This window comes from Oerskovia enterophila (genome assembly GCF_044748475.1).
GTDB classification, from domain to species: Bacteria; Actinomycetota; Actinomycetes; order Actinomycetales; family Cellulomonadaceae; genus Oerskovia; species Oerskovia enterophila.
This window is the reverse complement of record NZ_JBIVFZ010000002.1, coordinates 969,675-993,923: the sequence shown is the minus strand read 5'-3', so window position 1 is coordinate 993,923 and position 24,249 is coordinate 969,675. Positions and strand designations below refer to the sequence as shown.

General features: G+C 72.6%; 25 protein-coding genes. 10 read left to right on the top strand and 15 right to left on the bottom strand.

The annotated features are described in order from the left end of the window. Positions 1-170: 170 nt before the first annotated feature. The 5 genes from ACIPWA_RS08955 to ACIPWA_RS08935 form a co-directional block, all read right to left on the bottom strand. The gene (locus ACIPWA_RS08955; RefSeq protein WP_056760981.1) at positions 171-359 is read right to left on the bottom strand and encodes a hypothetical protein; all 189 of its coding nucleotides are present in this window, start codon (positions 357-359) and stop codon (positions 171-173) included. Between the two features lie 303 nt (positions 360-662). Then, positions 663-1,832 carry a glycoside hydrolase family 1 protein gene (locus ACIPWA_RS08950; RefSeq protein ID WP_056644642.1) on the bottom strand — a complete coding sequence of 390 codons (1,170 nt, stop codon included), beginning with the start codon at positions 1,830-1,832 and terminating at the stop codon, positions 663-665. A gap of 10 nt (positions 1,833-1,842) precedes the next feature. Next, on the bottom strand, positions 1,843-2,733 hold the full coding sequence (locus tag ACIPWA_RS08945; protein WP_400289512.1) for a carbohydrate ABC transporter permease: 891 nt from the start codon (positions 2,731-2,733) through the stop codon (positions 1,843-1,845). Between the two features lies 1 nt (position 2,734). Then, positions 2,735-3,658: a carbohydrate ABC transporter permease gene (locus tag ACIPWA_RS08940; RefSeq protein WP_400289511.1), complete on the bottom strand. Its 924-nt coding sequence runs from the start codon at positions 3,656-3,658 to the stop codon at positions 2,735-2,737. 9 nt (positions 3,659-3,667) lie between these two features. After that, on the bottom strand, positions 3,668-4,957 hold the full coding sequence (locus ACIPWA_RS08935; protein ID WP_400289509.1) for an extracellular solute-binding protein: 1,290 nt from the start codon (positions 4,955-4,957) through the stop codon (positions 3,668-3,670). A 141-nt stretch (positions 4,958-5,098) separates the two neighbouring features. On the opposite strand from ACIPWA_RS08935, the gene ACIPWA_RS08930 reads away from it, so the two are divergent. Then, positions 5,099-5,815, top strand: a complete 717-nt coding sequence (locus tag ACIPWA_RS08930) for a TetR/AcrR family transcriptional regulator (protein WP_400289508.1) — start codon at positions 5,099-5,101, stop codon at positions 5,813-5,815. After that, on the top strand, positions 5,812-9,186 hold the full coding sequence (locus tag ACIPWA_RS08925) for a GH36-type glycosyl hydrolase domain-containing protein (RefSeq protein ID WP_400289507.1): 3,375 nt from the start codon (positions 5,812-5,814) through the stop codon (positions 9,184-9,186). Before ACIPWA_RS08930 ends, ACIPWA_RS08925 begins: the two co-directional genes overlap by 4 nt. 131 nt (positions 9,187-9,317) lie before the next feature. Here the strand turns inward: ACIPWA_RS08925 and ACIPWA_RS08920 are convergent, their stop codons facing one another. Further along, complete coding sequence (locus tag ACIPWA_RS08920; protein WP_068710310.1) at positions 9,318-10,058, bottom strand: alpha/beta fold hydrolase; 741 nt, start codon at positions 10,056-10,058, stop codon at positions 9,318-9,320. A gap of 102 nt (positions 10,059-10,160) precedes the next feature. Here ACIPWA_RS08920 and ACIPWA_RS08915 point away from each other — a divergent pair, with 102 nt between their 5' ends. Further along, complete coding sequence (locus ACIPWA_RS08915; RefSeq protein WP_400289506.1) at positions 10,161-11,000, top strand: helix-turn-helix transcriptional regulator; 840 nt, start codon at positions 10,161-10,163, stop codon at positions 10,998-11,000. A 180-nt stretch (positions 11,001-11,180) separates the two neighbouring features. Further along, positions 11,181-11,639, top strand: coding sequence for a YbaK/EbsC family protein (locus tag ACIPWA_RS08910; RefSeq protein WP_056761448.1), 459 nt, complete (start codon positions 11,181-11,183; stop codon positions 11,637-11,639). 52 nt (positions 11,640-11,691) lie between these two features. Here the strand turns inward: ACIPWA_RS08910 and ACIPWA_RS08905 are convergent, their stop codons facing one another. After that, positions 11,692-11,910 carry a hypothetical protein gene (locus tag ACIPWA_RS08905; protein ID WP_400289504.1) on the bottom strand — a complete coding sequence of 73 codons (219 nt, stop codon included), beginning with the start codon at positions 11,908-11,910 and terminating at the stop codon, positions 11,692-11,694. Positions 11,911-12,107: 197 nt separating this feature from the next. Here ACIPWA_RS08905 and ACIPWA_RS08900 point away from each other — a divergent pair, with 197 nt between their 5' ends. Beyond that, positions 12,108-13,145, top strand: a complete 1,038-nt coding sequence (locus ACIPWA_RS08900; RefSeq protein ID WP_400289503.1) for a hypothetical protein — start codon at positions 12,108-12,110, stop codon at positions 13,143-13,145. A 44-nt stretch (positions 13,146-13,189) separates the two neighbouring features. Continuing rightward, complete coding sequence (locus tag ACIPWA_RS08895) at positions 13,190-13,507, top strand: hypothetical protein (RefSeq protein WP_400289501.1); 318 nt, start codon at positions 13,190-13,192, stop codon at positions 13,505-13,507. Positions 13,508-13,517: 10 nt separating this feature from the next. On the opposite strand, the gene ACIPWA_RS08890 is transcribed toward ACIPWA_RS08895, so the two are convergent. Next, on the bottom strand, positions 13,518-14,009 hold the full coding sequence (locus ACIPWA_RS08890) for a GNAT family N-acetyltransferase (protein WP_068710300.1): 492 nt from the start codon (positions 14,007-14,009) through the stop codon (positions 13,518-13,520). Positions 14,010-14,090: 81 nt separating this feature from the next. Between ACIPWA_RS08890 and ACIPWA_RS08885 the strand changes: the two genes are divergently transcribed. Beyond that, a complete protein-coding gene (locus ACIPWA_RS08885; RefSeq protein WP_400289499.1) occupies positions 14,091-16,229 on the top strand; it encodes an NHL domain-containing thioredoxin family protein in 2,139 nt (712 codons plus the stop codon). A 101-nt stretch (positions 16,230-16,330) separates the two neighbouring features. Here ACIPWA_RS08885 and ACIPWA_RS08880 read toward each other — a convergent pair whose 3' ends face one another. The 4 genes from ACIPWA_RS08880 to ACIPWA_RS08865 form a co-directional block, all read right to left on the bottom strand. Next, the gene (locus ACIPWA_RS08880) at positions 16,331-16,798 is read right to left on the bottom strand and encodes a PTS sugar transporter subunit IIA (RefSeq protein WP_082849272.1); all 468 of its coding nucleotides are present in this window, start codon (positions 16,796-16,798) and stop codon (positions 16,331-16,333) included. Next, positions 16,795-17,025 (bottom strand): PTS sugar transporter subunit IIB, encoded by a 231-nt coding sequence (locus ACIPWA_RS08875; RefSeq protein WP_068624934.1) that lies wholly within the window; start codon positions 17,023-17,025, stop codon positions 16,795-16,797. Before ACIPWA_RS08875 ends, ACIPWA_RS08880 begins: the two co-directional genes overlap by 4 nt. A gap of 64 nt (positions 17,026-17,089) precedes the next feature. After that, positions 17,090-17,335, bottom strand: coding sequence for a PTS sugar transporter subunit IIB (locus ACIPWA_RS08870; RefSeq protein WP_056644676.1), 246 nt, complete (start codon positions 17,333-17,335; stop codon positions 17,090-17,092). A 49-nt stretch (positions 17,336-17,384) separates the two neighbouring features. Next, entirely contained in the window at positions 17,385-18,167 is a 783-nt protein-coding gene (locus ACIPWA_RS08865; RefSeq protein WP_354511505.1) for a GntR family transcriptional regulator, read from the bottom strand. 233 nt (positions 18,168-18,400) lie between these two features. Between ACIPWA_RS08865 and ACIPWA_RS08860 the strand changes: the two genes are divergently transcribed. Beyond that, the gene (locus tag ACIPWA_RS08860; RefSeq protein ID WP_400289497.1) at positions 18,401-19,861 is read left to right on the top strand and encodes a PTS transporter subunit EIIC; all 1,461 of its coding nucleotides are present in this window, start codon (positions 18,401-18,403) and stop codon (positions 19,859-19,861) included. After that, entirely contained in the window at positions 19,858-21,531 is a 1,674-nt protein-coding gene (gene ptsP, locus ACIPWA_RS08855; protein ID WP_400289496.1) for a phosphoenolpyruvate--protein phosphotransferase, read from the top strand. Before ACIPWA_RS08860 ends, ptsP begins: the two co-directional genes overlap by 4 nt. A gap of 184 nt (positions 21,532-21,715) precedes the next feature. Here the strand turns inward: ptsP and ACIPWA_RS08850 are convergent, their stop codons facing one another. Further along, positions 21,716-21,982 (bottom strand): HPr family phosphocarrier protein, encoded by a 267-nt coding sequence (locus tag ACIPWA_RS08850; protein ID WP_056644684.1) that lies wholly within the window; start codon positions 21,980-21,982, stop codon positions 21,716-21,718. Positions 21,983-22,206: 224 nt separating this feature from the next. Beyond that, on the bottom strand, positions 22,207-22,365 hold the full coding sequence (locus tag ACIPWA_RS08845) for a hypothetical protein (protein WP_400289494.1): 159 nt from the start codon (positions 22,363-22,365) through the stop codon (positions 22,207-22,209). Between the two features lie 111 nt (positions 22,366-22,476). Here ACIPWA_RS08845 and ACIPWA_RS08840 point away from each other — a divergent pair, with 111 nt between their 5' ends. Continuing rightward, the gene (locus ACIPWA_RS08840; protein ID WP_082849293.1) at positions 22,477-23,397 is read left to right on the top strand and encodes a sugar phosphate isomerase/epimerase family protein; all 921 of its coding nucleotides are present in this window, start codon (positions 22,477-22,479) and stop codon (positions 23,395-23,397) included. Positions 23,398-23,515: 118 nt separating this feature from the next. Here the strand turns inward: ACIPWA_RS08840 and ACIPWA_RS08835 are convergent, their stop codons facing one another. Continuing rightward, the gene (locus ACIPWA_RS08835) at positions 23,516-24,121 is read right to left on the bottom strand and encodes an HdeD family acid-resistance protein (protein WP_056644691.1); all 606 of its coding nucleotides are present in this window, start codon (positions 24,119-24,121) and stop codon (positions 23,516-23,518) included. Positions 24,122-24,249 lie beyond the last annotated feature (128 nt).

Genomic DNA, 24,249 nt, shown 5'->3' with positions numbered 1-24,249 from the left:
GTGCGGTGCCCGTGCGGCGAGACGCGAGGTAGAACGTGGTGCGCGAGGTAGTGCGTACCGCGTTCTACCTCGCGCATTGCGTTCTACCTCGGCGGGCGCTCGCCCGGGCAGAACGCGCCGACGGACGATCGTTCGACGGCGGCACGTGCGGGACGTGGGCTGCCCGGCCGCTAGTGCGACATGCGCCGGTGCGGCGGAAGATGCCGGTCGTGCGCGGCGCGGACCAGCTCGACGATCATGTAGACGATGATCGCGGCGACCAGCACGATCCCGAACAGCAGGAACCAGTTCGCGGGCCCCGACCCCGTGGGGACGTAGACCGCAGCATCGACGCTGCTGGCGAGCATGAGACCGGACATGTCGACTCCTCCCTGACCGGGAGCTCCGGGGCGGAACCCCTTCCTTCCAGGATGCACCCGGACGCAGGGGTCGCACCCGGCGAGATCGAGATCCGGTGGGTCACTGCCCTGACGGGATGGTCCACGCGCGGGGCTCTGCCGAGAACGAGGTTGTGGTCGTGATGGGCTCCATCACGAACACAACCTCGTTCTCGGCTGGCGGCTGGCGGCCGGCGGCCGGCGGCTGGCAGTTGGCGTGCTCGCGGCCGGCGGCTCGCGGCGACCGCCCGGCTACCGGTCGGCGCCGAGAGCACGCCCCTCGGGTCAGTCGTCGAGCGAGATCTCGCCGCGGGCGACCGCACCGAGCCAGCCGAGGCTGGGCTTGGGCGTGCGCTCGAAGGTCTCCGGGTCCCAGGCGACGAGCCCGAAGGTCGGCGCGAACGAGCCCCACTCGTAGTTGTCGAGCAGCGACCAGTGGAGGTAGCCGATCAGGGGCAGGCCTGCCTCGACCTCGGCACGCAGGGCACGCAGCGCGCCGCGCGTGTAGTCGATCCGACGGGCGTCGTCGGCGGTCGCGATGCCGTTCTCCGACACGAGGACGGGGAGCCCGGTGATCTCGTGGCCCAGGCGGGCCGCCTCGGCGATGGCGGGCGGGTAGTACTCCCAGCCCGTGAGCGTCTTCTCGGCGTCGTCGGGCGCGGGGAGCGGCCCGTCGACCGTGATACGGGTGCGGGTGTAGGCCTGGACGCCGATGAAGTCGTCGCCGCGGGCGGCCTCGAGGAAGACGGTCTCGCGCGGGTACGCGTACTCCCGCAGGACCTCCTCGGCACCGGGGTCCGCGAAGAACTGCTGCGGGGCCACGGGCCAGCCCACGGGGACCCCGACCGTGCGCACGAGCTCGACCGCGCGGCGGTGGGCCGCGATGAGGTGCTGCGTCGCGACGGGGTCGGGCGCGTGCATGGTGCCCGCCTGGAGCTGCTCCTCGCCCTTGGCGGCCGTGATCATCATGGCGAGGATGTTGGGCTCGTTGATGGTGAAGACGTGCGAGGCGGCGTCGAGCAGCGGCAGCACGCGCTCCACGTAGCGGGAGAAGCGCTCGACCGACCGCGGGTCGGTCCACCCGCCGTCCTCGGCGAACCACCGGGGCGAGGTGAAGTGGTGCAGCGTGATCAGCGGCGTCACCCCGTGGTCGAGGCAGCACTGCACGACGCGGCGGTAGTGGTCGAGCTCTGCGAGCGAGAACATGCCCTCGGCGGGCTCGATGCGTGCCCACTCGATCGAGAACCGGTAGGACGTGAGGCCGGACTCGGCCAGCAACCGGATGTCGTCGGCGTAGCGGTGGTAGCTGTCCGCGGCGTCGCGCGACGGCTCGGCGAGCGTCGAGCCGGGCGCGACCTCGCGCGCCCACCAGTCGCTGTTCACGTTGTTGCCCTCGATCTGGTGGGCTGCCGTCGCGGCGCCCCAGACGAAGGGGTCGGGGAAGGTGAGAGGCATGGGGTATCTCCTACTTGATGCCGGTCATGGCGATGCCCTGCACGAAGTAGCGCTGCAGGAAGAGGAAGAGGATCAGGATCGGGGTCACGACGAGCACCGAGCCGGCCATGAGCAGGCCGTAGTAGGTGCCGTTGGAGCCGACCGAGTAGAGCGAGAGCGCCACCGGGAGCGTGTACATGTTCTCGGTCTGCGCGACGACGAGCGGCCACAGGAAGTTGTTCCACGAACCGAGGAACGTGAGGATGCTCAGCGTCGCGAGCGGCGGCCCGCACTGGGGGAGGACGATCCGGAAGAAGATGCGGAACTCGCCCGCGCCGTCGATCCGCGCGGCCTCGATGAGCGCGTCGGGGATCCCGAGGATGAACTGCCGCATGAGGAAGACCCCGAGCGGACCTGCGAGGAAGGGCAGGATGAGCGCCGGGTAGGTGTTGACGAGCCCCATGTTCGAGACGAGGACGAACATCGGCACGAGCGTGACGACGCCCGGGACCATGAGGGTCAGCATCACGAGGGCGAAGAGCACCTTCTTGCCCGGGAACCGCATCTTGGCCAGTGCGTACCCGACCATCGAGCAGAAGATGATGTTGCCGAGCACGACGGCGACGGCGACGACGATCGAGTTCATGAAGAACTGGCCGTAGTTGAGCTGGGACAGCCACTTCTCGTAGTTCTCGAGGGTCGGGCTCTCCGGCCACCAGGTGATGGGGCGCTGCAGGAGCTCGCCCTGCGTCTTGAAGCTGCCGAGCAGCATCCAGATGAACGGCATGAGCGTCAGCAGGAGCCCGACGACGAGCGCGGTGTACGTGGCGCCGCGCGACCAGCGGATCGGGCGGCGGGGGCGACGCACCATGGTGCTCGTGCCCGACGGCGCGGGGGTCGCCCGCGAGGACGTGGGGGGCATGTCAATCCTCCTTCGACCGCAGCAGGCGGAACTGGACCGCGGCGAGGGCGGCGATCAGCGCGAAGAGCACGTAGGCCGCCGCGGACGCGAACGCGTAGTTGCCGTAGCCGAACTGGTTGTAGACGTAGTAGCTGATCGTCAGCGTGGAGTTGACCGGTCCGCCCTTGGTCATGACGAACGGCTCCTCGAACACCTGGAGGAAGCCGACGGACAGCAGGACCGCTCCGAGCAGCAGCGTCGGGCGCATGAGCGGCACCGTCATGGAGCGGAACCGGCGCCATGCGCCGGCGCCGTCGACCTCTGCCGCCTCGTACACGTCGGTCGGGATCGCCTGCAGACCGGCGAGGAAGATGATCATGAGCGTGCCCATGTTGCGCCACGCGGCCATGACGATGATCGAGGGCATGGCCCAGGTGCTGTCGTTCAGCCAGTCGGGACCGTTGATGCCGACCCAGCCCAGCACGGTGTTGACGAGGCCGGAGTCCTGGAGGATGAACCGCCAGACGACCGCCACGGCGACGATCGACGTCACGACGGGGGTGTAGAACCCGACCCGGAAGACGCTGCGGAACTTCTCGATGCCCGAGTTGAGGGCGACGGCGAGCGCGAGCCCCAGCGCCATCGTCAGGGGGATCCCGACGACGACGAAGAAGAAGGTGTTGACGAGCGCCTTGCGGAACAGCTCGTCCTGGAAGACCTGCGCGAAGTTGTCGAGGCCGACGAAGTTCACCGCGAAGGGGGTCTTGATGTCACGGATCGTGAGATCCGAGAACGACATGCCGAACGATGCGAGCAGCGGTCCCAGCATGAAGACCGAGAAGACCGCGACGAACGGCAGCGCGAACAGCCAGGCGACGACGGCTTGGCGTCGCCGGTGGACGGCGCCGACTGAGCGCCGACGCCGTCCCTCGGTGGTCGTTGTCATGACGGTTCGTTACCAGCCGAGCCCGAGCGCGTCGGCCTTGGCCTGGATCGTCTTGGTAGCGTCCTCGGCCGTGACCTGACCGTTGGCGACCTTCTCGGCCTCGGTCTCGATCGTGGCGGAGAGCTCGTCCCAGCTGGGCACGGTCGGCGGGGCGATCGTGTTCTTGAGCTGCTCCTGGAGGACCTGGGTGCGGGGGTTGGCCGTCAGGGCCTCGTCGTCCCAGGCGCTGTTGACGGCCGGGAGGTCGTTGGTCGCGGCGTACCACTCCTGCTGCGTCTCGGGCTCCGCGAGCCAGCGGACGAGCTTCCAGGCGCCGTCGGCGTTCTTGGCCTCGTTGAAGACGCCGAGGTGCGCGCCGCCGATGTAGGAGTCGTTGTTCGCGGTCCCCGCGGGGACGGGCACGGTCGCGACGTTCTGCTCGACCCAGTCCTCGCCCTGCATGTCGGCGAGGACGTTGACCATCCAGGGTCCGGAGATGAAGGCCGGGTCGGAGCCGTCGACGAACGCGCTGTTCTGCGTGTCGCCGTAGCCGGCGAGCGGGGACAGGCCCTCGGTGAAGAACGAGGCGTAGTAGTTCAGCGCGTCGATCATCGCCTGGTTGTCGAGGTCGTAGGCGTCGCCGGCCTCGTTGAAGATCGATCCGCCGGCCTGTGAGTAGAAGGGGAGGATGACCTGCGTGGAGTCCTCCGCATCGCCCATCGGGAGCTGGAGGCCGTAGGTGGAACCGTTCGCCTTCATGGCCTGCGCGAAGGCGGTGAGCTCTTCCCAGGTCGTGGGGGCGGCCACACCGGCGGCCTCGGCGAGGTCCGAGCGGTAGTACATGACGCGGGTCTCGACGTACCACGGCACGCCGTACTCGACGCCGTCCGCCACGGTCGAGGCCGCGGCTCCCTCGACGAAGTCGTCGCTGTCGACGAGCCCGTCGGGGACGGGGGCGAGGCCCCCGGTGGAGACCATGGTCGGCATGAACGACGTGCCGATCATGATCGCGTCGGGCACCGTGCCGGCGGCGACCGCCGTCTGGAACTTGGTCATGACGTCGGCCCACGGGATCGTGGTGACCTGGACCTTCGCGTCGGGGTTCTCCTCCGTGAAGCCCTTGACGAAGTCAGGGAGCTTCTCGCCCTCTTCGCCCATGGCCCAGACGGTGATGTCGCCGGTGGCGGGCGAGTCGTCCACGGTCGTCGTGGTCGCGCCGCCGGTCTGGCGATCGGCCGACCCTTCGTCCGCGCGCCCACAGGCGGTCAGTGCCAGGAGTCCGACGATGCCGACGGCGACCGCCTTGCGTCCGAGCTTCATGAGCAATCCTCCTCATCGAGTGTTCGGCTCGATCTCTGAGCCGATGCGAAACTACCATAGCGTGCGCTCGGTTAGTCTTTTCACCAGGGGTGTCCGGAGCCGTACCGTGGATACCGACAAATCCTGACGAAGGAGACGGTGATGACCCAGAGCGGGCCCGGCACGCGAGCTGCCGACACAGCGACGACCCCGAAGAACCCCACGACCCCGAACGAGGGCAAGAGGCCTGACGGGCGACTCGTGCGCGGCGAGCAGCGCCGACGCGAGATCCTGCGGACCGCGGTCGAGGTCTTCGGTGAGCAGGGCTTCCGCGGCAGCTCGCTGCGGGAGATCGCCGCGCGGGTGGGGATCTCCGAGGCAGGCCTCCTGCACCACTTCGGGAGCAAGGCGGCGCTCCTGACAGCGACCATCGAGGAGCGCGACCGGCGTGACCTCGAGCGTCGCACCGAGGCGGAGACCGACGGGGCCTCGCTGCTGGCCACCATCCGGGACCAGGTCCGTCGGAACGCCGAGACGCCGGGGCTCGTGGGGCTGCACGTCGTTGTCGCCGCCGAGGCCACGGAACCGAACCACCCCGCGCACGACGTCGTCCGGGACCGCTACCGGGCGCTGCGCCACCAGGACGACACCCGCTTCCGGGACGCGATCGACCGCGGCGAGCTGCGCCCCGAGGTCGATCCGCAGGCGATCGGTCAGCTCTTCTCCGCGGTCATGGACGGGCTGCAGCTCCAGTGGCTGCTGGACCCGGAGAACGTCGACATGGTCGCGCTGTTCGACCACTTCGTCGCGCTGCTGCAGCCGGTCCGGGACGCCGAGACCACCACCGACGAACACACCACAGAGCAGGAGTCCACGTGACCAGCACCGCCATGACCGCCGCCCCCGCGGGCGCGACCCTCACCTCGGGCGAGATGACCGTCGAGCTCACGGCCGGCGGGGACGTGCGCGCCGTCCGGACCGGCGGGCTGCTCGTCAACCAGTACCTCCCGGGCGAGCACGACCGCATGCCGGGCGGCGTGGTCCTGCGTGCGACCCACGCGGACGGGACGGTCGAGGTCGCGCAGCTCACCGGTTCCGCGCCCGCCGTGACAGGCGTCGAGACCGCCGCCGACCGCGTCGTGTGGTCCGGCGAGGCGCTCGGGCTGACGTCGCGGGTCTCGCTCACGGTGGACCACCGGACCCTCGTGTGGCGCGTCGACCTCGTGGCCGGGGGCGGCGCCCGCGTGGACGCGGTCTACGACGTCGTGCACGTCCAGGACCTCGCCCTCGCGCCGCCCGCTGCCGCGCTCTCGAGCGAGGCGTACGTCTGCCAGTACCTGCTGCACCGTGCGCTCGAGCACCCCACCGCCGGGACCGTGCTCGTGAGCCGGCAGACCATGTCCGCGCAGCCGAGGCTGCCGCTTGCCGTCACGTTCCTCGTCGAGGGGGCAGCGGCCCACCTCACCGACTCGTTGCAGGTCTTCACCCCGCGGGCGCGGCGCGACGGCGTGCCGAACGGGCTGCTCGGGCCCGTCACCTCGGGCGTGCTGCAGTACGAGTACGCGATGCAGACGCTCGTCTCGCGACCCCTCGACCTCTCGGCGGGAGCGGCCCAGGTGCACGCCGTGACCGTGGTCGACGTCGACGCGCGCGGACCGCTCGACGCGCACGTCGACCAGGTGGCGGGCTGGTCCGCCGCGGCCGTCGCCGTCGCCGCGGACGAGCGCACCGCGGAACCTCTGCCCACGACGGGCTCGGTGCTGCGCGACGCTCCGCTCCTGGCCGGGGACGAGCTCGACGAGGCCGGGCTGGTCGCCGCGCTCGGGCTGACGTCCGACGAGGTCCTGCTGCCCGAGCGCGACGCCGACGGCGCGCTGCTCTCCTTCTTCACCCCGGACGGGTCCCACGTCGTCGACGGACGCAAGGAGGTCGTCACCGAGCGGTCGCACGGCCACGTCCTCAAGGCCGGTGACGCCGTCCTGCCCACCGACGAGGTGCTGTCGGTCACCGCGTTCGCGCCCGGTGTCTTCGCCTCGCACGTCGTCCTCGGCAACACGACCGCCAACAGGCTCGCCACGGTCCACCGCCACCATCTCAACCTGCTGCGCAGCAGCGGGCTGCGGGTCCTCGTCGACGACGGCCGAGGCCCTCGGATGCTTGGCGTGCCCTCGGCTCTGGTGCTCGACGTCGGCGGCGTCCGCTGGCTGTACGAGACCCCGCTCGGCCGCGTCGACGTGCGGACCGTCGCCCATCATCGACAGGACCGCGTCGACGTGAGCGTGCGTTGCGAGCGCGCCCTGGGCGTGTCAGCGACCCTCGAGCTCGACGACGAGGCCGGCGGCTGGGTGGCCGAGCACACGTCCGAGACCTCGCTCGTCGTCCGTCCCGTCCCGGGCGCCGACGTCGCGACGCACTACCCCGATCTGCGCTACGCCGTCTCGTCGAGCGCCCCCGTCGTGCTCGAGGGGGCCACGGCGCACCGGGTCAACAGCTCGTCCGGCTCCGGCGCACTGGCCCTCGCGATCGCGGGTTCGCTGCACGGCGACGCGGAGGCGCTCGCCCTGGTCGCGCCCGAGCACGACCCGCTCGCCGACCTCGACGCGACGCTCGCGGGTCATCTCGAGACCGTGCGCGGGCTCGTGCGCGGGCTGCGCTTCCAGCCGCACCCGGACCTCGCGACGCAGGAGCTCGACCTCCTCGTGCCGTGGTACGCGCACGACGCCCTGATCCACTTCCTCGTGCCGCACGGGCTCGAGCAGTATTCGGGCGCAGCCTGGGGGACCAGGGACGTGTGCCAGGGACCGTTCGAGCTGGCGCTCGCCGGTGGCCGCACCGACATCGCCCGGCAGATCGTCCTGCGGGTCCTCGCGCACCAGCACACGTGGGGCGGGTTCCCGCAGTGGTTCATGTTCGACGCCTACGCCGAGCGGTACAACGACTCCTCGCACGGCGACGTCGTCGTGTGGCCGCTCTTCGCCCTCGCCCAGTACCTGGAGGCGAGCGGTGACCTCGAGATCCTCGACGAGGTCGTCCCCTTCTGGGACCACGCCCACCGGCGCCCTGCCTCGGAGGGTCCGGACGCCCGCGCCACGGTCGCCGACCACGTCGCGCGGATCCTCGACCACCTCGAGACGGACCTGCTCCCCGGCACCTCGCTGCCCGCCTACGGCGAGGGCGACTGGGACGACACCCTGCAGCCGGCGGACTCGCGGATGCGCACCAACCTCGCGTCCACCTGGACGTCCGCGCTGCTCGTGCAGGCCTCGCTCCTCCTGGCCCGCACCACGGCGGGGCGGGACGACGTCCTGTCCGCACGTGCCGCGACGCTCGCCGCCTCGGTGCGCGGTGACCTGCGCGAGCGCGCGCTCGTCGACGGCGTCATGGCCGGGTACGTGCGGCACGACGAGCTCGGCGACGAGCTCGTCATCCACCCCCGGGACACGAGCACGGGGATGCGGTACCGCCTCATCCCGATGACCCAGTCGATCCTCGCGGGCATCCTCACGCCGGAGGAGGCCGAGGAGCACGAGCGCCTCGTCGTCGAGCACCTGCTCTTCCCCGACGGCGTGCGGCTCATGGACCATCCTGCGGCGTTCGACGAGGGGATCCCTCACACGTTCCTGCGGGCCGAGCAGGCCGCGAACGTCGGGCGCGAGGTCGGGCTCATGTACGTGCACGCGCACATCCGCTACGTCGAGGCGCTCGCCGCGCTGGGCCGTGGACGGGCTCTCGACGAGCTGCTCCGCATCAGCCCGTTCGACCTCGGCGCCCGCATCGCCCATGCCGTGCCCCGGCAGCGCAACGCGTACTTCTCGTCGAGCGACGCGGACTTCCCCGACCGGGCGAGCTTCGCCCGCGACTTCGAGAAGCTGCGCGACGGGTCCGTGGGCGTGCGCGGCGGGTGGCGGGTCTACTCGAGCGGTCCGGGGATCTACCTGCGCCAGCTCGTCCAGGGCGTGCTCGGCCTCACCGAGCAGTCGGGTGCGCTCGTCGTCGACCCCGTCCTGCCGACGACGGCCGACGGGCTGACCGTCGACCTCGAGGTCGGAGGCAGGTCGCGTCGCGTCGTCTTCCGGGTCCGGCAGACGGTCGTCCAGGTGGCGGTCCGTGCGGGGTCGGGGCCCGACGACCTCGAGGTCGTGCCCGTTGCGCCGCGCGCCGGCGACTACCGGGTCCGCGGCGTCGTCGTCGCGCCCGGGGGACTGGGCGACGCGACGTACGTCGAGGTCGAGGTGCCCGCCGGGTCGTAGCCGCACCGGGCCGCGTCGGTGCCCGCGACGAAGCACGGGTCGGGGTCGTCCTGGGTTCCAGGACGACCCCGACCTCGTTCTCGGCGGCTCGGCGGCTCGGCGGCCCAGCCCGGGACCCGGGCGACCCGACGCTACGCCCGCGCCGCCCGGACGATCTCCGCCGCGAGGTCGGCCGGGCGAGAGAACATGGGCCAGTGCCCGGTCGGCAGGTCGACGTACGTGACGTCGAGCTCGCCGAGCTCGGTGTGCAGGGGAGGCCCCGGGTGCGCCATCTGCCGCAGGACCTCTGACGGCAGGCTCGTGCAGATGACGGTCGCCGGGACGTCGAGCCTCGCCGGGTCGCTCACCCGCACCCTGCCCCCGGCCACGCCCGCGGGGTGGGGGACCGCCCGGGCGCGGAACCGGGCGAGCCCGGCCTCGTCGATCCCGTCGAGGCTCGATCCGGCGGCCTCGAGGTCCTCCCACGAGGGCAGCGGGAGCTCGACCGTCCCGGCGGGGAGGTCGGGGGCCAGCGAGGCCCCGTCGACGAGCGGGCCCGTGTCGACGTGGACCGTCCGGCGGATGCGTGCGGGGTCCCGGTCGACGACCTCGTGGATCACGGGCCCGCCGCCGCTGTGCCCCACGAGCACGACGTCGCCCTCGAGCGGCGCGACCACGTCGCGCACGGCCTGGACGTGGTCCTCCCGGGTGAGGCCGCTGCGGTCGGTCGTGACGTCGTCGAGCCCGGGGAGGGTGACGGCGTGCGGTGCGAGGCCCGCGGCCTCCAGGTGGGGGACGACGTCGTCCCACGCCCACGCCCCGAGCCAGAAGCCCGGGACGAGGACGACGTGGACCTGCTGGTCGCTGCTGCTGTGCTGCGCTGAAGTGGTCATGAACCCACCCTCGCCCGGCCCTGGTGACACCTGTCTGTCACCATTGTTCGAGGGGTTCTGCGACCGGTTCGGCGAACCGCCCGGACCGACGAGGGAGGCGACATGAACAAGACCGAGCGGCTGTACGCGATGGCCGAGGAGCTGCGTCGCGCGGGACGCACTGGGACCACGGGCGCCCGGCTGGCCCGCCTCTTCGAGGTCAGCGAGCGCACGGTCAAGCGTGACGTCTCGGCACTCCAGCAGGCCGGGCTGCCCGTGTGGGCACAGGCTGGCCCGGGCGGCGGCTACGTGCTCGACCCGTCCGCGTCGCTGCCTCCCGTGAACTTCTCGCCCCAGCAGGCCGTCGCGGTCGCGGTCGCGCTCGCCGCGCTCCCGCCCGGGAGCCCGTTCGCGGTCGACGCCGCCGCGGCGCAGGGCAAGGTCTGGGACGCGCTGGGGCCCGAGGCGCGCGAGCGCGCGTCGGCGCTCGCGGCAAGGGTGTGGATCGACCGCGGAGACACGGCCGGCCAGCCCCGGGACGCCCCGCAGTCGGTGCCCGACGGCGCGGCTCGCCCGGGCGCGGACGTCGCCTCGCGCAGTCCCGGTCTGCCCGACGGCGCCGCTCGCCCGGGTGCGGACGTCGCCGCAGGTGGCCTCGTCCCGCGCGCCCACGCCCACCTGCAGGTCCTGCGGGCGGTCGAGCAGTCCCTCGCCCGGTCGGTCGTGCTCGCCCTCCGCTACCGCGACGGGCGCGGCAACGAGTCGGCCCGGAGGGTCGAGCCCGTGATCCTGGCCCATACCGAGGACGCCTGGTACCTCGTCGCGTGGTGCCGCTCCAGGGACGCCATCCGCTGGTTCCGGCTCGACCGCGTCGAGCGCGCAGACCTCACGGGCGAGACGTACGTGCCGCGGCCTGTCGCGGAGGTGGGGACCCCGCCGTCGGGCGCCGTGCCTGTCGCCTGAGCGGTCCGCGACTCGCGGGGCCACGCCGAGAACGACCTTGCGCCGTATCGAGAACGGGGTTGCGGCCGTTCCGAGGCTCAGAACGACCGCAACCTCGTTCTCGGCACCGAAGGGGCGATGATGGCCCTGTCCACCACGCGCCGCACCGACGCCGCACGTCCGACCAGAGGAGCCCCGTCCGTGAGCATCGACCGCACCCGCGCCTTCTTCGACGCCCAGGCCCCCGACCTCACGGTCCTCGACACGGGACGGAACACCGCGACGGTCCAGATGGCGGCCGACACGCTGGGCGTCGAGCCGGGGCAGATCGCCAAGACGCTCGCGCTGCGCGACGGCGAGCGCAGCTTCCTGCTCGTGACGCGCGGCGACGCCCGGGTCGACAACGTGAAGTTCAAGGCCGCGTTCGGGGCCAAGCCGCGCATGCTCGACGCCGAGAGCACCACGGCTCTGACGGGACAGCCGATCGGGGGAGTCGGGCCGTTCGGCCACCTGGAGCCCGTGACGGTGTACTGCGACGTGTCGTTGCAGGGCTTCGAGACGGTCTACCCGGCGGCGGGGAGCCCGACGAGCGCGTTCGCGATCACGCCCGACCGGCTCGCGGAGCTGGCCGGCGCGGAGTGGGTCGACGTCAGCCGGTGACCCCTTGGCCCATGTCGATCGTCGCCGACGGCCTGCGGGAGTCGTGCGGCGCTCAGGCCGCCATGGCGCAGGTCAGCACCGAGGAGATCGCCGAGGCGTCGAGCCAGCGCCGGACCAGGCGGGCGTCCGCGGCCCGTCGCAGCGGGCTTCGCAGGCTCAGGTGGGCCGAGGCCCGGTGCTCGACCAGGGCCGCGCGGTCGTGGTCGAGGGCCCAGAGGATGGCGCAACGGATCTCGTCGGTCGTGGGCCGGAAGGCGTGGTCGAGGTGCATGGTCCCGTTCACGTGGTGAGGCCGCGGGTGCGCGGCGGCGAAAAGTGTGTACACCTCTCAAGAGGGGTGAACCGTGACTTCATGACGCGAGATCTGCCGCGAGTTTTGCGAGCATCTGCGCGCGGCGCGGCAGATCCCTCGTCCGCGCCGCCGGAAGGCGACGCGCGCGTGTCGGTGGGCTGTGCCAGCCTCGTCGCATGGACAGGGACGAGGCACGGGAGATCAAGCTGCAGCTGGCGGACTTCGCGCGAGATCTCGCGGAGCGCGCGGGCACGGACGCGACGGCCAGCGCTGCGGGCGCGCCCGGGGAGGAGTCGGTGGCCGCGCGGGCCGTGCGGGCCCCCACGCTCGCGCTCGGCCTCGCCCCCCGTGAGGGCGGCGGGTACGGCATCGCGGTGCGCTACCGGCTCGGGATCCCGGCGGCCCGGAGCATCGCGCGCCGCGTCGCGTCCGAGGCCGGGCCGGTCGTGGACGTGCGCCGGACGGGACGGATCCGGCCACTCGTGCGGACGGGCGGCACGGGGCCGCGCCCGCCCGTCGTGACCGCGCAGGCAGCAGGGGAGACGGGGCGCGTGCGCCCCCTGCGTCCCGGCGTCTCGATCGCGCACGTCGACGTCACCGCGGGCACGCTCGGCGCGTTCGTCCTGGTCGGGGACGTGCTGCACGCCCTGTCCAACTTCCACGTGCTCGCAGGCTCGCCGCGCGCGAAGGTGGGCGACGCCGTCGTGCAGCCGGGGCCCGCCGACGGCGGACGCGCGCCCGCCGACCAGGTCGGGACGCTCGCCGCGACCGTGCCGCTCGCGCCCGGGCGGACCGCGACCGTCGACGCCGCGATCGCGCTGCTCGACGACCCGGACGTGGACCTCGACTACCCCGTGGGGCGCATCACGACGACGGCCGTCGCGCTGGGCGGAGAGGTGGTCGGCAAGATCGGCCGGACGACCGCGGTCACCGCGGGTCGCGTCACGGCGATCGAGCTCGACGACGTCGTGGTCGGCTACGGCGAAGGGCTCGGCGCGCTCCGCTTCGACGACCAGATCGAGGTCGAGGGCACGGGCTCCGGGCCGTTCTCTCGCGGCGGCGACTCGGGGTCGCTCGTGTACCGCGAGGACGGCGTCGCCCTGGGCCTGCTCTTTGCCGGCTCGGAGACCGGGGGAGAGAATGGGACCGGGCTGACGTACGTCAACCCGATCGACACCGTCCTCGCCGCGCTCGACGCCCGGCTCGCCGTCTGACGCGGGCCCGCGTCCCGCGCCGGACGGTGGGAGGGCGGTGCACCGTGGCGAGCCTCGAGCAGGCCCGTGAAGCGAAGACCGCGCTCAAGCACGCCCTCGCGGGCCACGACGGCGTCACGGGCATCGGCCTGACGCGCGGGCCCGCCGACCCGGGGGTTGCTGCCGACGCGGCTGGCGTGAGGGACGGCGGCGCGGCCGCGCAAGCCGAGGACGTCGAGCCCGCGCAGGACCTGGAGCAGCCCGACGACACCTGGTGCCTCCAGGTCAACGTCGTCGACACCGAGGCGCAGGACCGGCTGCCCGCGGAGATCGACGGGGTCGCGGTGGTGGTGCGCGTGACGGGTCAGGTCGGCGCGGGCTGACGGCGACCCGTCAGGCGGGAAGCTCGAGGATCAGCTCCGTGATCGTGGCGTCGCGCGCCGGCGCGAACGAGTCCTCGCTGCCCACGCGCACGAACCCGTTGCGCTCCAGGACCCGGAGCGAGCCGAGGTTGTCCTCGGCGACCCGCGCCTGGAGCGGGCGTGCGGGCACCTCCGCGAGAAGGGCTGCCAGCGCCGCGGAGGCCACCCCGCGGCCCCACCAGTCCCGCTGGATCCAGTAGGTGACCTCGGTGTCACCCTCGATCGGGAAGACGGCCGCACTGCCCACGACCACGCCGTCGACCTCCACGACCCTGCTGACGATCGCGGCGTCGGCGAGGATCCTGCGAAACTTCGCCAGGTAGGCGTCGCGGTCACCGGCGGTCGCGTCCGTGAAGGCCGCCAGGTGCTGAGCGCGGGCGTCGAGCTGGATCTCGAACAGCGTCGGGAGGTCGTCCTCCCGCAGCGTCCGGAGCGAGACCTTGCGTGCCGGGTCGTCGGCCATCACGCCTCCACGGGGGATCGGGGACCGCGAGGCTAGCACCCGCGGGCCGGGCAAGCGCGCGGACTGGGGCAGAATTCTCGGGTGAGCTCCACGACCCCCCACGCCCGCCTGCCCCGCGTCCGCGCCTCCGAGCTCGTCGGGCGCGGCTGGCTCAACACCGGCGGCCGCGACGTCACGCTCGCGGACCTGCGCGGCCGGGTCGTCGTCCTCGACTTCTGGACGTTCTGCTGCGTCAACTGCCTGCACGTCCTCGACGAGCTGCGCGAGCTCGAGGAGGCGCGCCGCGACGACCTCGTCATCATCGGCGTCCACTCCCCGAAGTTCGAGCACGAGGCAGACCCGGTCGCGCTCGCTGCCGCGGTCGAGCGCTACGAGGTGCGTCACCCCGTCCTCGACGACCCCGAGCTCGTCACATGGTCCGCGTACACCGCGCGCGCCTGGCCGACGCTCGTCGTGATCGACCCCGAGGGCTACGTCGTCGCGCAGATGGCGGGCGAGGGGCACGCGTCGGCGCTCGCCGCGCTCGTCGACGAGCTCGTGGAGGAGCACCGCGCCAAGGGCACGCTGCGGTCCCTCACCGCGGGGAGCGACGACGTCTACGTGCCGCCCGCCCCGACGTCGGGCACGCTGCGCTTCCCCGCCAAGGCGATCGCGCTCCCGGGAGGCAACCTCCTGGTCGCGGACGCGGGTCACCACTCGCTCGCCGAGCTCCTGCCCGACGGCGAGACGCTCGTCCGACGCATCGGGTCCGGCGAGCGCGGGCTCGTCGACGGAGGGCCGGACGTGGCGCGGTTCAGCGAGCCCAACGGGCTGTGCCTGGTCCCGGCCGAGCTGCGTGCCCACCTCGACTACGACGTCCTGGTCGCCGACACCGTGAACCACGCGCTGCGCGGGGTGCGGCTCGCGGACGGCCACGTGACGACGGTCGCGGGGAACGGGCAGCAGTACATGGTCGGTGGGGTCGAGAACGTCGCCACCACCGCCCCCGACCTCCCCGGTGAGCGTCGCCTGGGCCCATTCGACCCCGAGCTCACCTACGACCCGCTGGGCGTGAGGTTGTCGTCGCCGTGGGACGTCGCTTGGGTCCCGGATCTCGGGTTCGTCGTCGCGATGGCCGGGAACCACACCTTGTGGGCGGTCGACGACTGGAAGCTGGGGCTGCTGGCCGGGACCATGAACGAAGGCCTGGAGGACGGCCCGGCCGCCGGGGCGTGGTTCGCACAGCCCTCCGGGCTCGCGCTCGGTCTCGACGGTCGGCTCTGGGTCGCGGACTCCGAGACGTCAGCGCTGCGGTGGGTCGACGGGTTCGGGGAGTCGCCCGGCCTCTCGGCGCTCGGCGACGGTCTCGAGGTGCACACGGCGCTCGGGCAGGGGCTGTTCGACTTCGGTCACCGCGACGGCGCGGCCGACCAGGCCCTGCTCCAGCACCCGCTCGGGGTCGCCGTGCTGCCCGACGGGAGCGTCGCCGTCGCCGACACCTACAACGGGGCGATCCGCCGCTACGTCCCACCGGCCGCCTCGGGATCCGGCACGGGCGCAGGTCCCGGCACGGACGCGGGCCAGGTGACGACCCTGGCGACGGGCCTCGCGGAGCCGAGCGACGTCGTCGTGCTCGTGGACGGCGAGCCGTGGACGCCGGGTACGCCCGCCGCCCCGGGTGCGCGCATCGACCTGCTCGTCGTGGAGTCGGCGGCGCACCGCATCACGCGCGTCGCGCTCCCGGCGACGCTGGCAGGCGAGCTGCTCGACGGCGGGGCGCACCGCACCCAGCGTCCGGTGACCGACGTCGTGGCCGGGGAGCTGCGCCTCGACGTGCCGTTCTCGCCCGCGCCCGGGCAGAAGCTAGACGACCGGTACGGTCCCTCGACGCGCCTGACCGTGAGCGCGACGCCGCCCGAGCTGCTGCTCGACGGAGCGGGGACGGGGACCGACCTCGTCCGCGCACTGGTCGTCAACCCCGAGGTGACGGAGGGCGTGCTGCACGTGACCGCGCAGGCCGCGTCGTGCGACGTCGTGCCGCTGCTGGCCGACGGGACGCCCGACCCCGACGTGTTCCCCGCGTGCCACCTGGCGCAGCAGGACTGGGGCGTGCCGGTGCGGGTCGTGCAGGCGCCGGACGAGTTGTCAGAAGTGGGCCGGAGTATGCCCCGGGCCACTTCTGACGACGGATCCACGGAGGGACCGTCGGGGCACGTGCTGACACTGCCGCTGCGGGGCTGACCCGACGTCCGGGCTGCCCCGCCCCGACCTGACGCCCGAGCTGGGTCCGGACATGGCAGGACGAGCGAGACCTCGAGGTCGCGCTCGTCCTGACAGCCGCATCACTCCCAGATCAGCAGCTCTTCGCCGCGCGCGACCCACGTCCCGACCGGGGCGAGCGGCGTCACGGCCTCGACCGATCCCTCGAGCGCGACCACGGGGCAGACGGCCGACCGGCCACCCTCCTCGATCGCGGCGGGATCCCAGGTCACGAGGGTCGTGCCCTGGTGGACGACGTCCCCCTGCGCGACGTGCAGCGTGAAGCCCTCGCCACCCAGCTGGACCGTGTTGATGCCCAGGTGCACGAGCACGGCCTGACCGTCGTCGTGCTTGATGACGAACGCGTGCGGATGGACCTTGACGACCGTCCCGCTGACCGGTGCCGAGACGAGGCCGCCCTCGGCCGCGTCCGGTGCGATCGCGATCCCCGGCCCGACGAGCCCGGCGGAGAACACCGGGTCGTCGACCTCGGCCAGGGCGACGACGGTCCCGGTCACGGGGGAGAGGACCGTCAGGGGCGCTGTCGTCAACGGAGGTCCTCGATGTCGGACGCGATGTTGTCCGCGTCGGGACCGACGATCACCTGGATCGCGTTGCCGGTCCGGACGACCGCGATGGCTCCGGCACCGGTGAGGACCTTGTCGTCGACCAGCGCGGGGTCCTCGACCTCCACACGCAGCCGGGTGATGCAGGGTTCGAGGTCGAGGATGTTGGCATCCCCGCCGAGCCCCTGGAGGATCTGCTCTGCCTTGCTCATGTCGTGCTCCTTCGTGTGCTGGTGCGGACGTACGTCGGGGTGCCCGCGAGCCGCGGGCACGGGGTCACATCAGGTCTGCGAGGTCCGAGGCGATCGTGTCGACCTGGGGGCCGACGACGACCTGGACGACTCGTCCGGTCGTCATGACGCCGAAGGCTCCCGCGGCGCGCAGGGCGGCGACGTCGACGAGGCTGGGGTCCTTGACGAGCGACCGCAGTCGGGTGGTGCAGGGGTCGATCTCCTCGATGTTGCTCACCCCGCCGAGCCCGGCGAGTATCGCGGCGGCCCGTGCTGCATCGGCTGCAGTCATCGTTGCATCCTCTCTGGTGCGTGGGTCGTGGACGTGTCTGGTGCGTGGGTCATGCGGTCTCGACCGCTTCCGGGACGGGGGCGGGTCGGGGGACGATCGTGGGACGGGCCTCGCGGAGCGGGACCACGACCGAGTACCGGTCGCCGCGGTAGCACATCTGGGAGTACATGCAGGCGCCGTCGTCGGCGTAGGTCTTGCGGTGAGCACGGAGCACGGCGCGCATGCTCGTCATGGCCAGGATCGACTGCTCGGTGGCGCTGGCCTCGGCAGCCATGATGGTGTCCTCGCCCCAGGTCGGGGAGTGGCCGCGCTCGCGCAGCGCGCCGTACAGGCTGTCGGGGACACCGTCGTCGAGCAGGTCCGGGGCGAGCGCCACGGGGACCCAGGCGCGCTCGACGGCCATGGGCGTGCCGTCCGCGCAGCGCAGCCGCTCGACGTAGTGGACCAGGTCCTCGGGGGCGATGCCGAGCGCCTCGGCGACGACCCGGCCCGCGGGGAGGGTGTCGCTGTCGATGACCTGGGTGCTCGGGGACATGCCGAGCCGGCGCGCCTCCTCGCCGAACGTCGTCAGGCGCATCTCGAAGTCGGTGTGCTGCGGCGCGACGAACGTCCCGCGTCCTTGCTCGCGCTGGAGGACCCCGTCCGCGACGAGCGCGTCGAGGGCTTGGCGGACCGTCATCCGGGAGACGCCGAACTTCTCGGTGAGCACCCGCTCGGAGGGGACGGCGTCCCCGACGGACAGCTCGTTCGCGATCAGGTCGCTCAGGTAGGCGCGCACGATCTGGTGCTTGTGCCCGCCTTTAGGTGCTCTGGCCTGCGTCGTCGCTGCCACGTGTTCCTCGCTCTCGGTCGCTCCGGTGGTGCCGGGGCTTGACACATCATGATGTCTAGACCACTCTGTCCGCAAGTGGTCCAGACAACTATCCCACCACAGACGGTGGAGATGGTTCGGGTTACAGCAACGACGCGCTCCAGTGTCCGGGCCGGCGTCGTGGTTCAAGGCAGAACTACCGTTCAGCGGTGCGATCCGACGGCCTCGGTGGCACCCGACAACAAGGAGTGAACATGACGTCCGTGGCCGAAGCACCCAAGGTGAAGCGGGGCATCCCCGGGTTCGCCCAGCTTCAGAGGGTCGGTCGATCCCTCATGCTGCCCATCGCCTCCCTGCCCGCCGCCGCGCTGCTGCTGCGCCTCGGGCAGGCCGACATGCTCGGTGCGGACGGCGCCTCGGGCACCTTCCCCTGGCTGCAGCCCGTCGCCGACGTGTTCGCGTCCGCCGGCAACGCCCTGTTCGCGAACCTCGCGCTGCTCTTCGCAGTCGGTGTCGCGGTCGGCTACGCCAAGAAGGCCGACGGCTCGACCGGCCTGGCTGCCGTGATCGGCTACCTGGTCTTCAAGGGTGTGAGCGACGCCCTCTCGCCGTACGTGCTCGGCAAGCCGGCCACCCCGGCCGAGTGGCTGGCCGGTGCCGACCCCGACGCCGTCGCCGCGGCGGGTGACGGGAACTTCCTCGACCTGGTGACGGCGGCCATCACGGGCCCGCCGGCGCAGAAGCTCATCAACTACGGCGTCCTCGGCGGCATCGTGATCGGTCTGACCGCCGCGATCATGTTCCAGAAGTACAGCCGCATCAAGCTGCCGCCGTACCTCGCGTTCTTCGGCGGACGTCGCTTCGTGCCGATCGTCACCGCCGGTGCGGCAGTGCTCATCGCCGTGGTCGGCGCCCTCATCTACCCCTGGTTCGACGCGGGGTTCACGGCCATCGGTGACTGGGTCACGGGCTCCACGGTCCTCGGCGCGTTCGTCTACGGCACGGCCAACCGCCTGCTCGTCCCGATCGGGCTGCACCACCTGCTGAACTCGCTGCCCTGGTTCCAGTTCGGCGAGTACACCGACGCGAGCGGCGCGGTCTGGCACGGCGACATCGCGCGCTTCCTGCACGGCGACCCCACGGCCGGCACCTTCATGACCGGCTTCTTCCCGATCTTCATGTTCGCCCTCCCGGCTGCCGCGCTCGCGATCATCCACACGTCGAAGCCCAAGAACCGCAAGCTCATCGGCGGCATCATGGGCTCGGCCGCGCTCGTCGCGTTCGTGACCGGTGTGACCGAGCCCCTCGAGTTCGCGTTCGTGTACGTCGCCTACCCGCTGTACGCGATCCACGCGGTCCTCACGGGCACCTCGCTCGCCCTCGTCAACGCTCTGGGGATCAAGTCCGGCTTCGGCTTCTCGGCCGGCGCGATCGACTACGTCCTGAACTTCCGGATCGCGACGATGCCGCTGTGGATCATCGTGATCGGCCTCGGGTACGCGGCGATCTACTACTTCCTGTTCCGGTGGGTCATCACCAAGTGGAACCTGCGCACGCCGGGGCGCGAGGACGACGACTCGGCCGTGGGCGCCGACCCGACCGCCGACCCGGTCCTGGTCGCCGAGGAGAAGAAGGCGGCCGACGCCGACCTGTCTCCCGCGGAGCTCGATGCCCGAGGCTCCGGGACCACGGCCGACGGCGGAGGCGGCAGGTGACCTCCGTCCTCGACGGTGTGGGCGTGAGCCCGGGGCGGGGGGCCGGCGTCGTCGTGACGATGCCGTCCCCCGTGCCCGAGCCCGCCGCCTCGACGCTCGGACCGGACGCGGACGTCGAGGCGGCGGTCGCCGCGATCGACGACGCGGTCCGCAGCGTCCAGGCGGACCTCGCGGCACGCGCCGCGAGGGCGACCGGCACGGCCGTCGAGGTCCTCACGGTCACGGCCGCGATGGCTGCGGACACCACGTTGTCCAAGGAGTCCGCGCGCAAGGTCCGTGACGAGCGGACCGCGCCCGAGCGGGCCGTGTGGGAGGCGGCGGGGGACCTCGCGGCACGCCTCGAGTCGCTCGGCGGCATGATGGCCGAGCGTGCTCACGACGTCCGCGACGTGCGCGAGCGCATCGTCGCGGCCCTCACGGGCCGTCGGGCGCCGGGCGTCCCGGACCTCGACCACCCGTTCGTGCTCGTCGCGGCAGACCTCGCGCCCGCCGACACGGCGACGCTCGATCCCGAGCGCGTCCTCGCGATCGTCACGAGCGGGGGAGGCCCGACGTCGCACACCGCGATCCTGGCCCGGTCGCTCGGGATCCCGGCGGTCGTGGCGGCCCCCGGGGCCGTCGAGCTCGTCGACGGCGAGACCGTGCTCGTCGACGGGGCGCAGGGCACGATCGAGCGCGACCCGTCGGCCGAGGACGTCGCGCGGGTGCTCGACCGCCCGCGTGGTCCGCGTGCCTTCGACGGCCAGGGCAGGACGGCCGACGGCGTGCGGGTCCAGCTCCTCGCCAACGTCGCGGACCCGGCTGGAGCCTCCGCCGCGGTCGCCGCCGGAGCCGAGGGGGTCGGCCTGTTCCGGACCGAGTTCTGCTTCCTCGGGCGTACCGAGGAGCCGGGCGTCGACGAGCAGGTCGCGGCCTACCGGGCCGTGCTCGGTGCGTTCGGAGGTCGCAAGGTCGTCGTCCGCACGCTCGACGCGGGTGCGGACAAGCCGCTGCCGTTCGTCACGGCCGACGACGAGCCGAACCCGGCGCTCGGCGTCCGGGGCCTGCGCACCGCCGTCCGGCACCCCGAGGTCCTGGCGCGCCAGCTCGACGCGATCGCTCGGGCCGCGGCTGCCGAGGAGGCGGACGTGTGGGTCATGGCCCCCATGGTGGCCACCCCGGACGAGGCGCAGGGGTTCGCGGCTGCCTGCCGCGAACGAGGCCTCTCGACGACCGGCGTCATGATCGAGGTCCCCGCTGCGGCGCTCCAGTCGCGGTGGATCCTGGAGCAGGTCGACTTCGCGAGCATCGGCACGAACGACCTGACCCAGTACACGATGGCCGCGGACCGCGAGACGGCGGACCTCGCCGCGCTCTCGACGCCGTGGCAGCCCGCGGTGCTGGCGCTCGTCGGAGCCGCGTGCGACGGCGGTGCCGAGCACGGGCGTCCCGTCGGGGTGTGCGGGGAGGCCGCGGCCGACCCGGCCCTGGCGCCGGTGCTCGTCGGGCTCGGCGTCACGTCGCTCTCGATGACGCCGCGCGCCCTGGGAGACGTCGCGGCCGTCCTCGCGGCCACCACGTCGGAGCGGTGCGCGGAGCTCGCGAAGATCGCGCTGGCCTCGCCGACTGCGACGGCCGCGCGCGATGCGGTCCGTGCGCAGCTGCCCGTGCTGGAGGAGCTGGGGTTGTAGCCCCGCGGCGGTGCTGCCTCACCGTCCGCCCCACGACACAGCCCGTGATCCCTCGCACGAGGGGTCACGGGCTGTGTGCTGTCGCGAGGGCCTCGCGTCGACGGTCGAGCGTGACGTCCGGGTCGTGGGCTCCGTCAGCGGGAAGCCCGGACGTCACTCTCCCTGGCGAGGTCGAGACGAGACGTCAGACCGTCTCCTGCGCGAGGAACGCGGCGAGCGCGTCGAGGGCCGCCTCGGCCTCCGCGCCGTCGGTCTCGGTCGCGAGCACGACCTGGTCGCCTGCCGCCGCGCCGAGCGTCATGACGCCGAGGATGCTCGCCGCGTCCACGGCCTCGGCGCCTTCCTTGGTCAGGGTCACCGCGACGGGCTGCTTGCCCGCCTCGGCCACGAACAGCGCTGCGGGGCGCGCGTGGAGTCCCTCGGCGATGGCGACGGTGACAGTTCGTTCCATGACGTGCTCCTGGCTGGAAGTGGTATAGACCAGTCAACTGTAGCGGAGGTCGGCAAGCCCGACGGCACGGGCCGCCCGGGCGCGTCGCGGCCCACGGTGAGTGGCCGCGGGAGGTGCGTTCTGGCGTCGGGCTGTGGGGGCGGGAGATGGTCGCGAGGGGTGCGTTCCGGCGTCGGGCGGGGAACGGGGAGCCGAGCGGCGGGCGGGCTTGGCGCACTGCCGGGTCAGGCGGAGTCCTGCTCCAGGTAGGCGACGAGCGACTCGAGCGCTGCGAGGGCGCGCACGTCGTCCGTGTCGGTCGACAGGACGGCCCCGTCGCCGGGGCCGAAGCCCGGGTGCGGCGCGACGGCAGGTGAGGCCGCGGCGGCGTCGGGACGATCCATGCTCACTCCTGCGCTCCATGCGGTTCGGTCGAGCAGCATCCTGCCAGAGTTCGGGGGCCTCGACGGACGACTTGTGAACGACGCACATCCGTCGGGGCTAGGGTGGCGGACATGCGCGAAGCGACGACGCCCGACGCCCAGCCGCCCGTCACGGGCGAACCCGGCGAGGGCGAGCCCAGCACGGGCGACGAGCCCCGGATCAAGGTCACGCTGTCCAGCGCGAGCGTGTACCCGCGCAAGGCGCCGTTCGCGTTCGAGGCCGCGGCCCACCTCGGGTACGACGGCATGGAGGTCATGGTCTGGTCGGACTCGACGACCCAGGACGCCAAGGCGCTCGCCAAGCTCTCGGCCGACGTCGGCGTCCCGATCCGCAGCGTGCACGCCCCGACGCTCCTGGTCAGCCAGCGCGTGTGGGGACGGCTGCCGGGACCCAAGCTCGAGCGGACCGTGGACCTGGCGCTCGAGCTGGGGGCGGGGACCGTCGTCGTCCACCCGCCGTTCCGCTGGCAGGGCTTGTACGCGCGCGGGTTCGCCGACCACGTGCGCGAGCTCAACGCCGCGACGGGCGTGACGATCGCGGTCGAGAACATGTACCCGTGGCGCGGCCGCAAGCGCGAGGTGCAGGCCTACCTGCCCGGCTGGGACCCCACGGACCACCCGTACGACAAGGTGACGCTCGACCTCTCGCACGCGGCGGTGGCCAGACAGGACAGCCTGGCCCTGCTCGACGTGTTCGGCGACCGCCTCGCGCACGTGCACCTGGCCGACGGGACCGACTCCATGTCGGACGAGCACCTCGTCCCGGGGCGCGGGGGCCAGCCGTGCGACAAGGTGCTGGGTGAGCTCGTGCGCCGCGGGTGGGAGGGCGACGTCGTGGTCGAGATCGCGACCCGGCGGGCGCGGACCGCGGCCGAGCGCTTCGAGGACCTCGCGGCCTCGCTCGCGTTCGCGCGCACCTACCTCCAGCCCGGGCCGCACGCCGAGTACGCGCCGCCGCCGGGGCACGAGCACCGGCACCTGGACGCCTGGTAGGGGTTGAGCGGGGTGAGCCAGGTGCCGAGAACGGGGTTGTGTTCGTTCTGAGGGGCAGAACGAACACAACCCCGTTCTCGACCGCACGGAACCTCGTGCTCGGTCGGCCGGGTGCCGCCTAGGCCGCCGGCCCCGCGAGCGCCGCCTTGGCGTCCTTCGCGGCCGTGCTCTGCGCGAACGCCGCGACGAGGATCACGACGCCCGTCACGACGAGGTAGAGGCCCAGCAGGACGGTGATGGTCTGCAGCCCGGTCACGGGGCTCACGAGGACGAGGATCCCGAACACGACCCAGAGCGCGGCCGTCGCGAGCTCCCAGTCCCAGCCGGGCTCGCGGGTCCTGCGGGCACGCAGCGCGCCGATCAGCCCCACGAGCCCTGCGACGAGCGCCCAGATGCCCACGAGCCGCAGCACGAGCGTGACGCTCGCCGAGGGCCACACCGCGAGCGTGATGCCGACCGCGATCCCCAGGCCGCCCACGACCCAGCGCCACACCCCGCCCTCGCCGTCCTTGCGCTGGCGCCCGGCCTCGATCAGGAAGAGGACCCCCTGGATGGCGGCCATCGCGGCCACGAGCCACGTGAGCCACTGGATGCCGCGGTCGGGCTCGACGAACAGCACCACGCCGATCACCAGGAACAGGATGCCGCGCAGGTAGGCGAGGCCCCACAGGCGGCGGGCGATCTTGGTGGTGCGTCCGGTGAGGGACTCGTCCTGCTCGGTCATGGGGTCCACCGTCCTCACGGGGCCTGCCCCGGCGGGTCCGTGGGCGTCGCTGGGCCTCGTTCCTCGGAAGGTAGCGCGCGGGGGCGCGTGGCGCGCGACGGACCCGCGCGGGCCTGCACGGTCGGGGG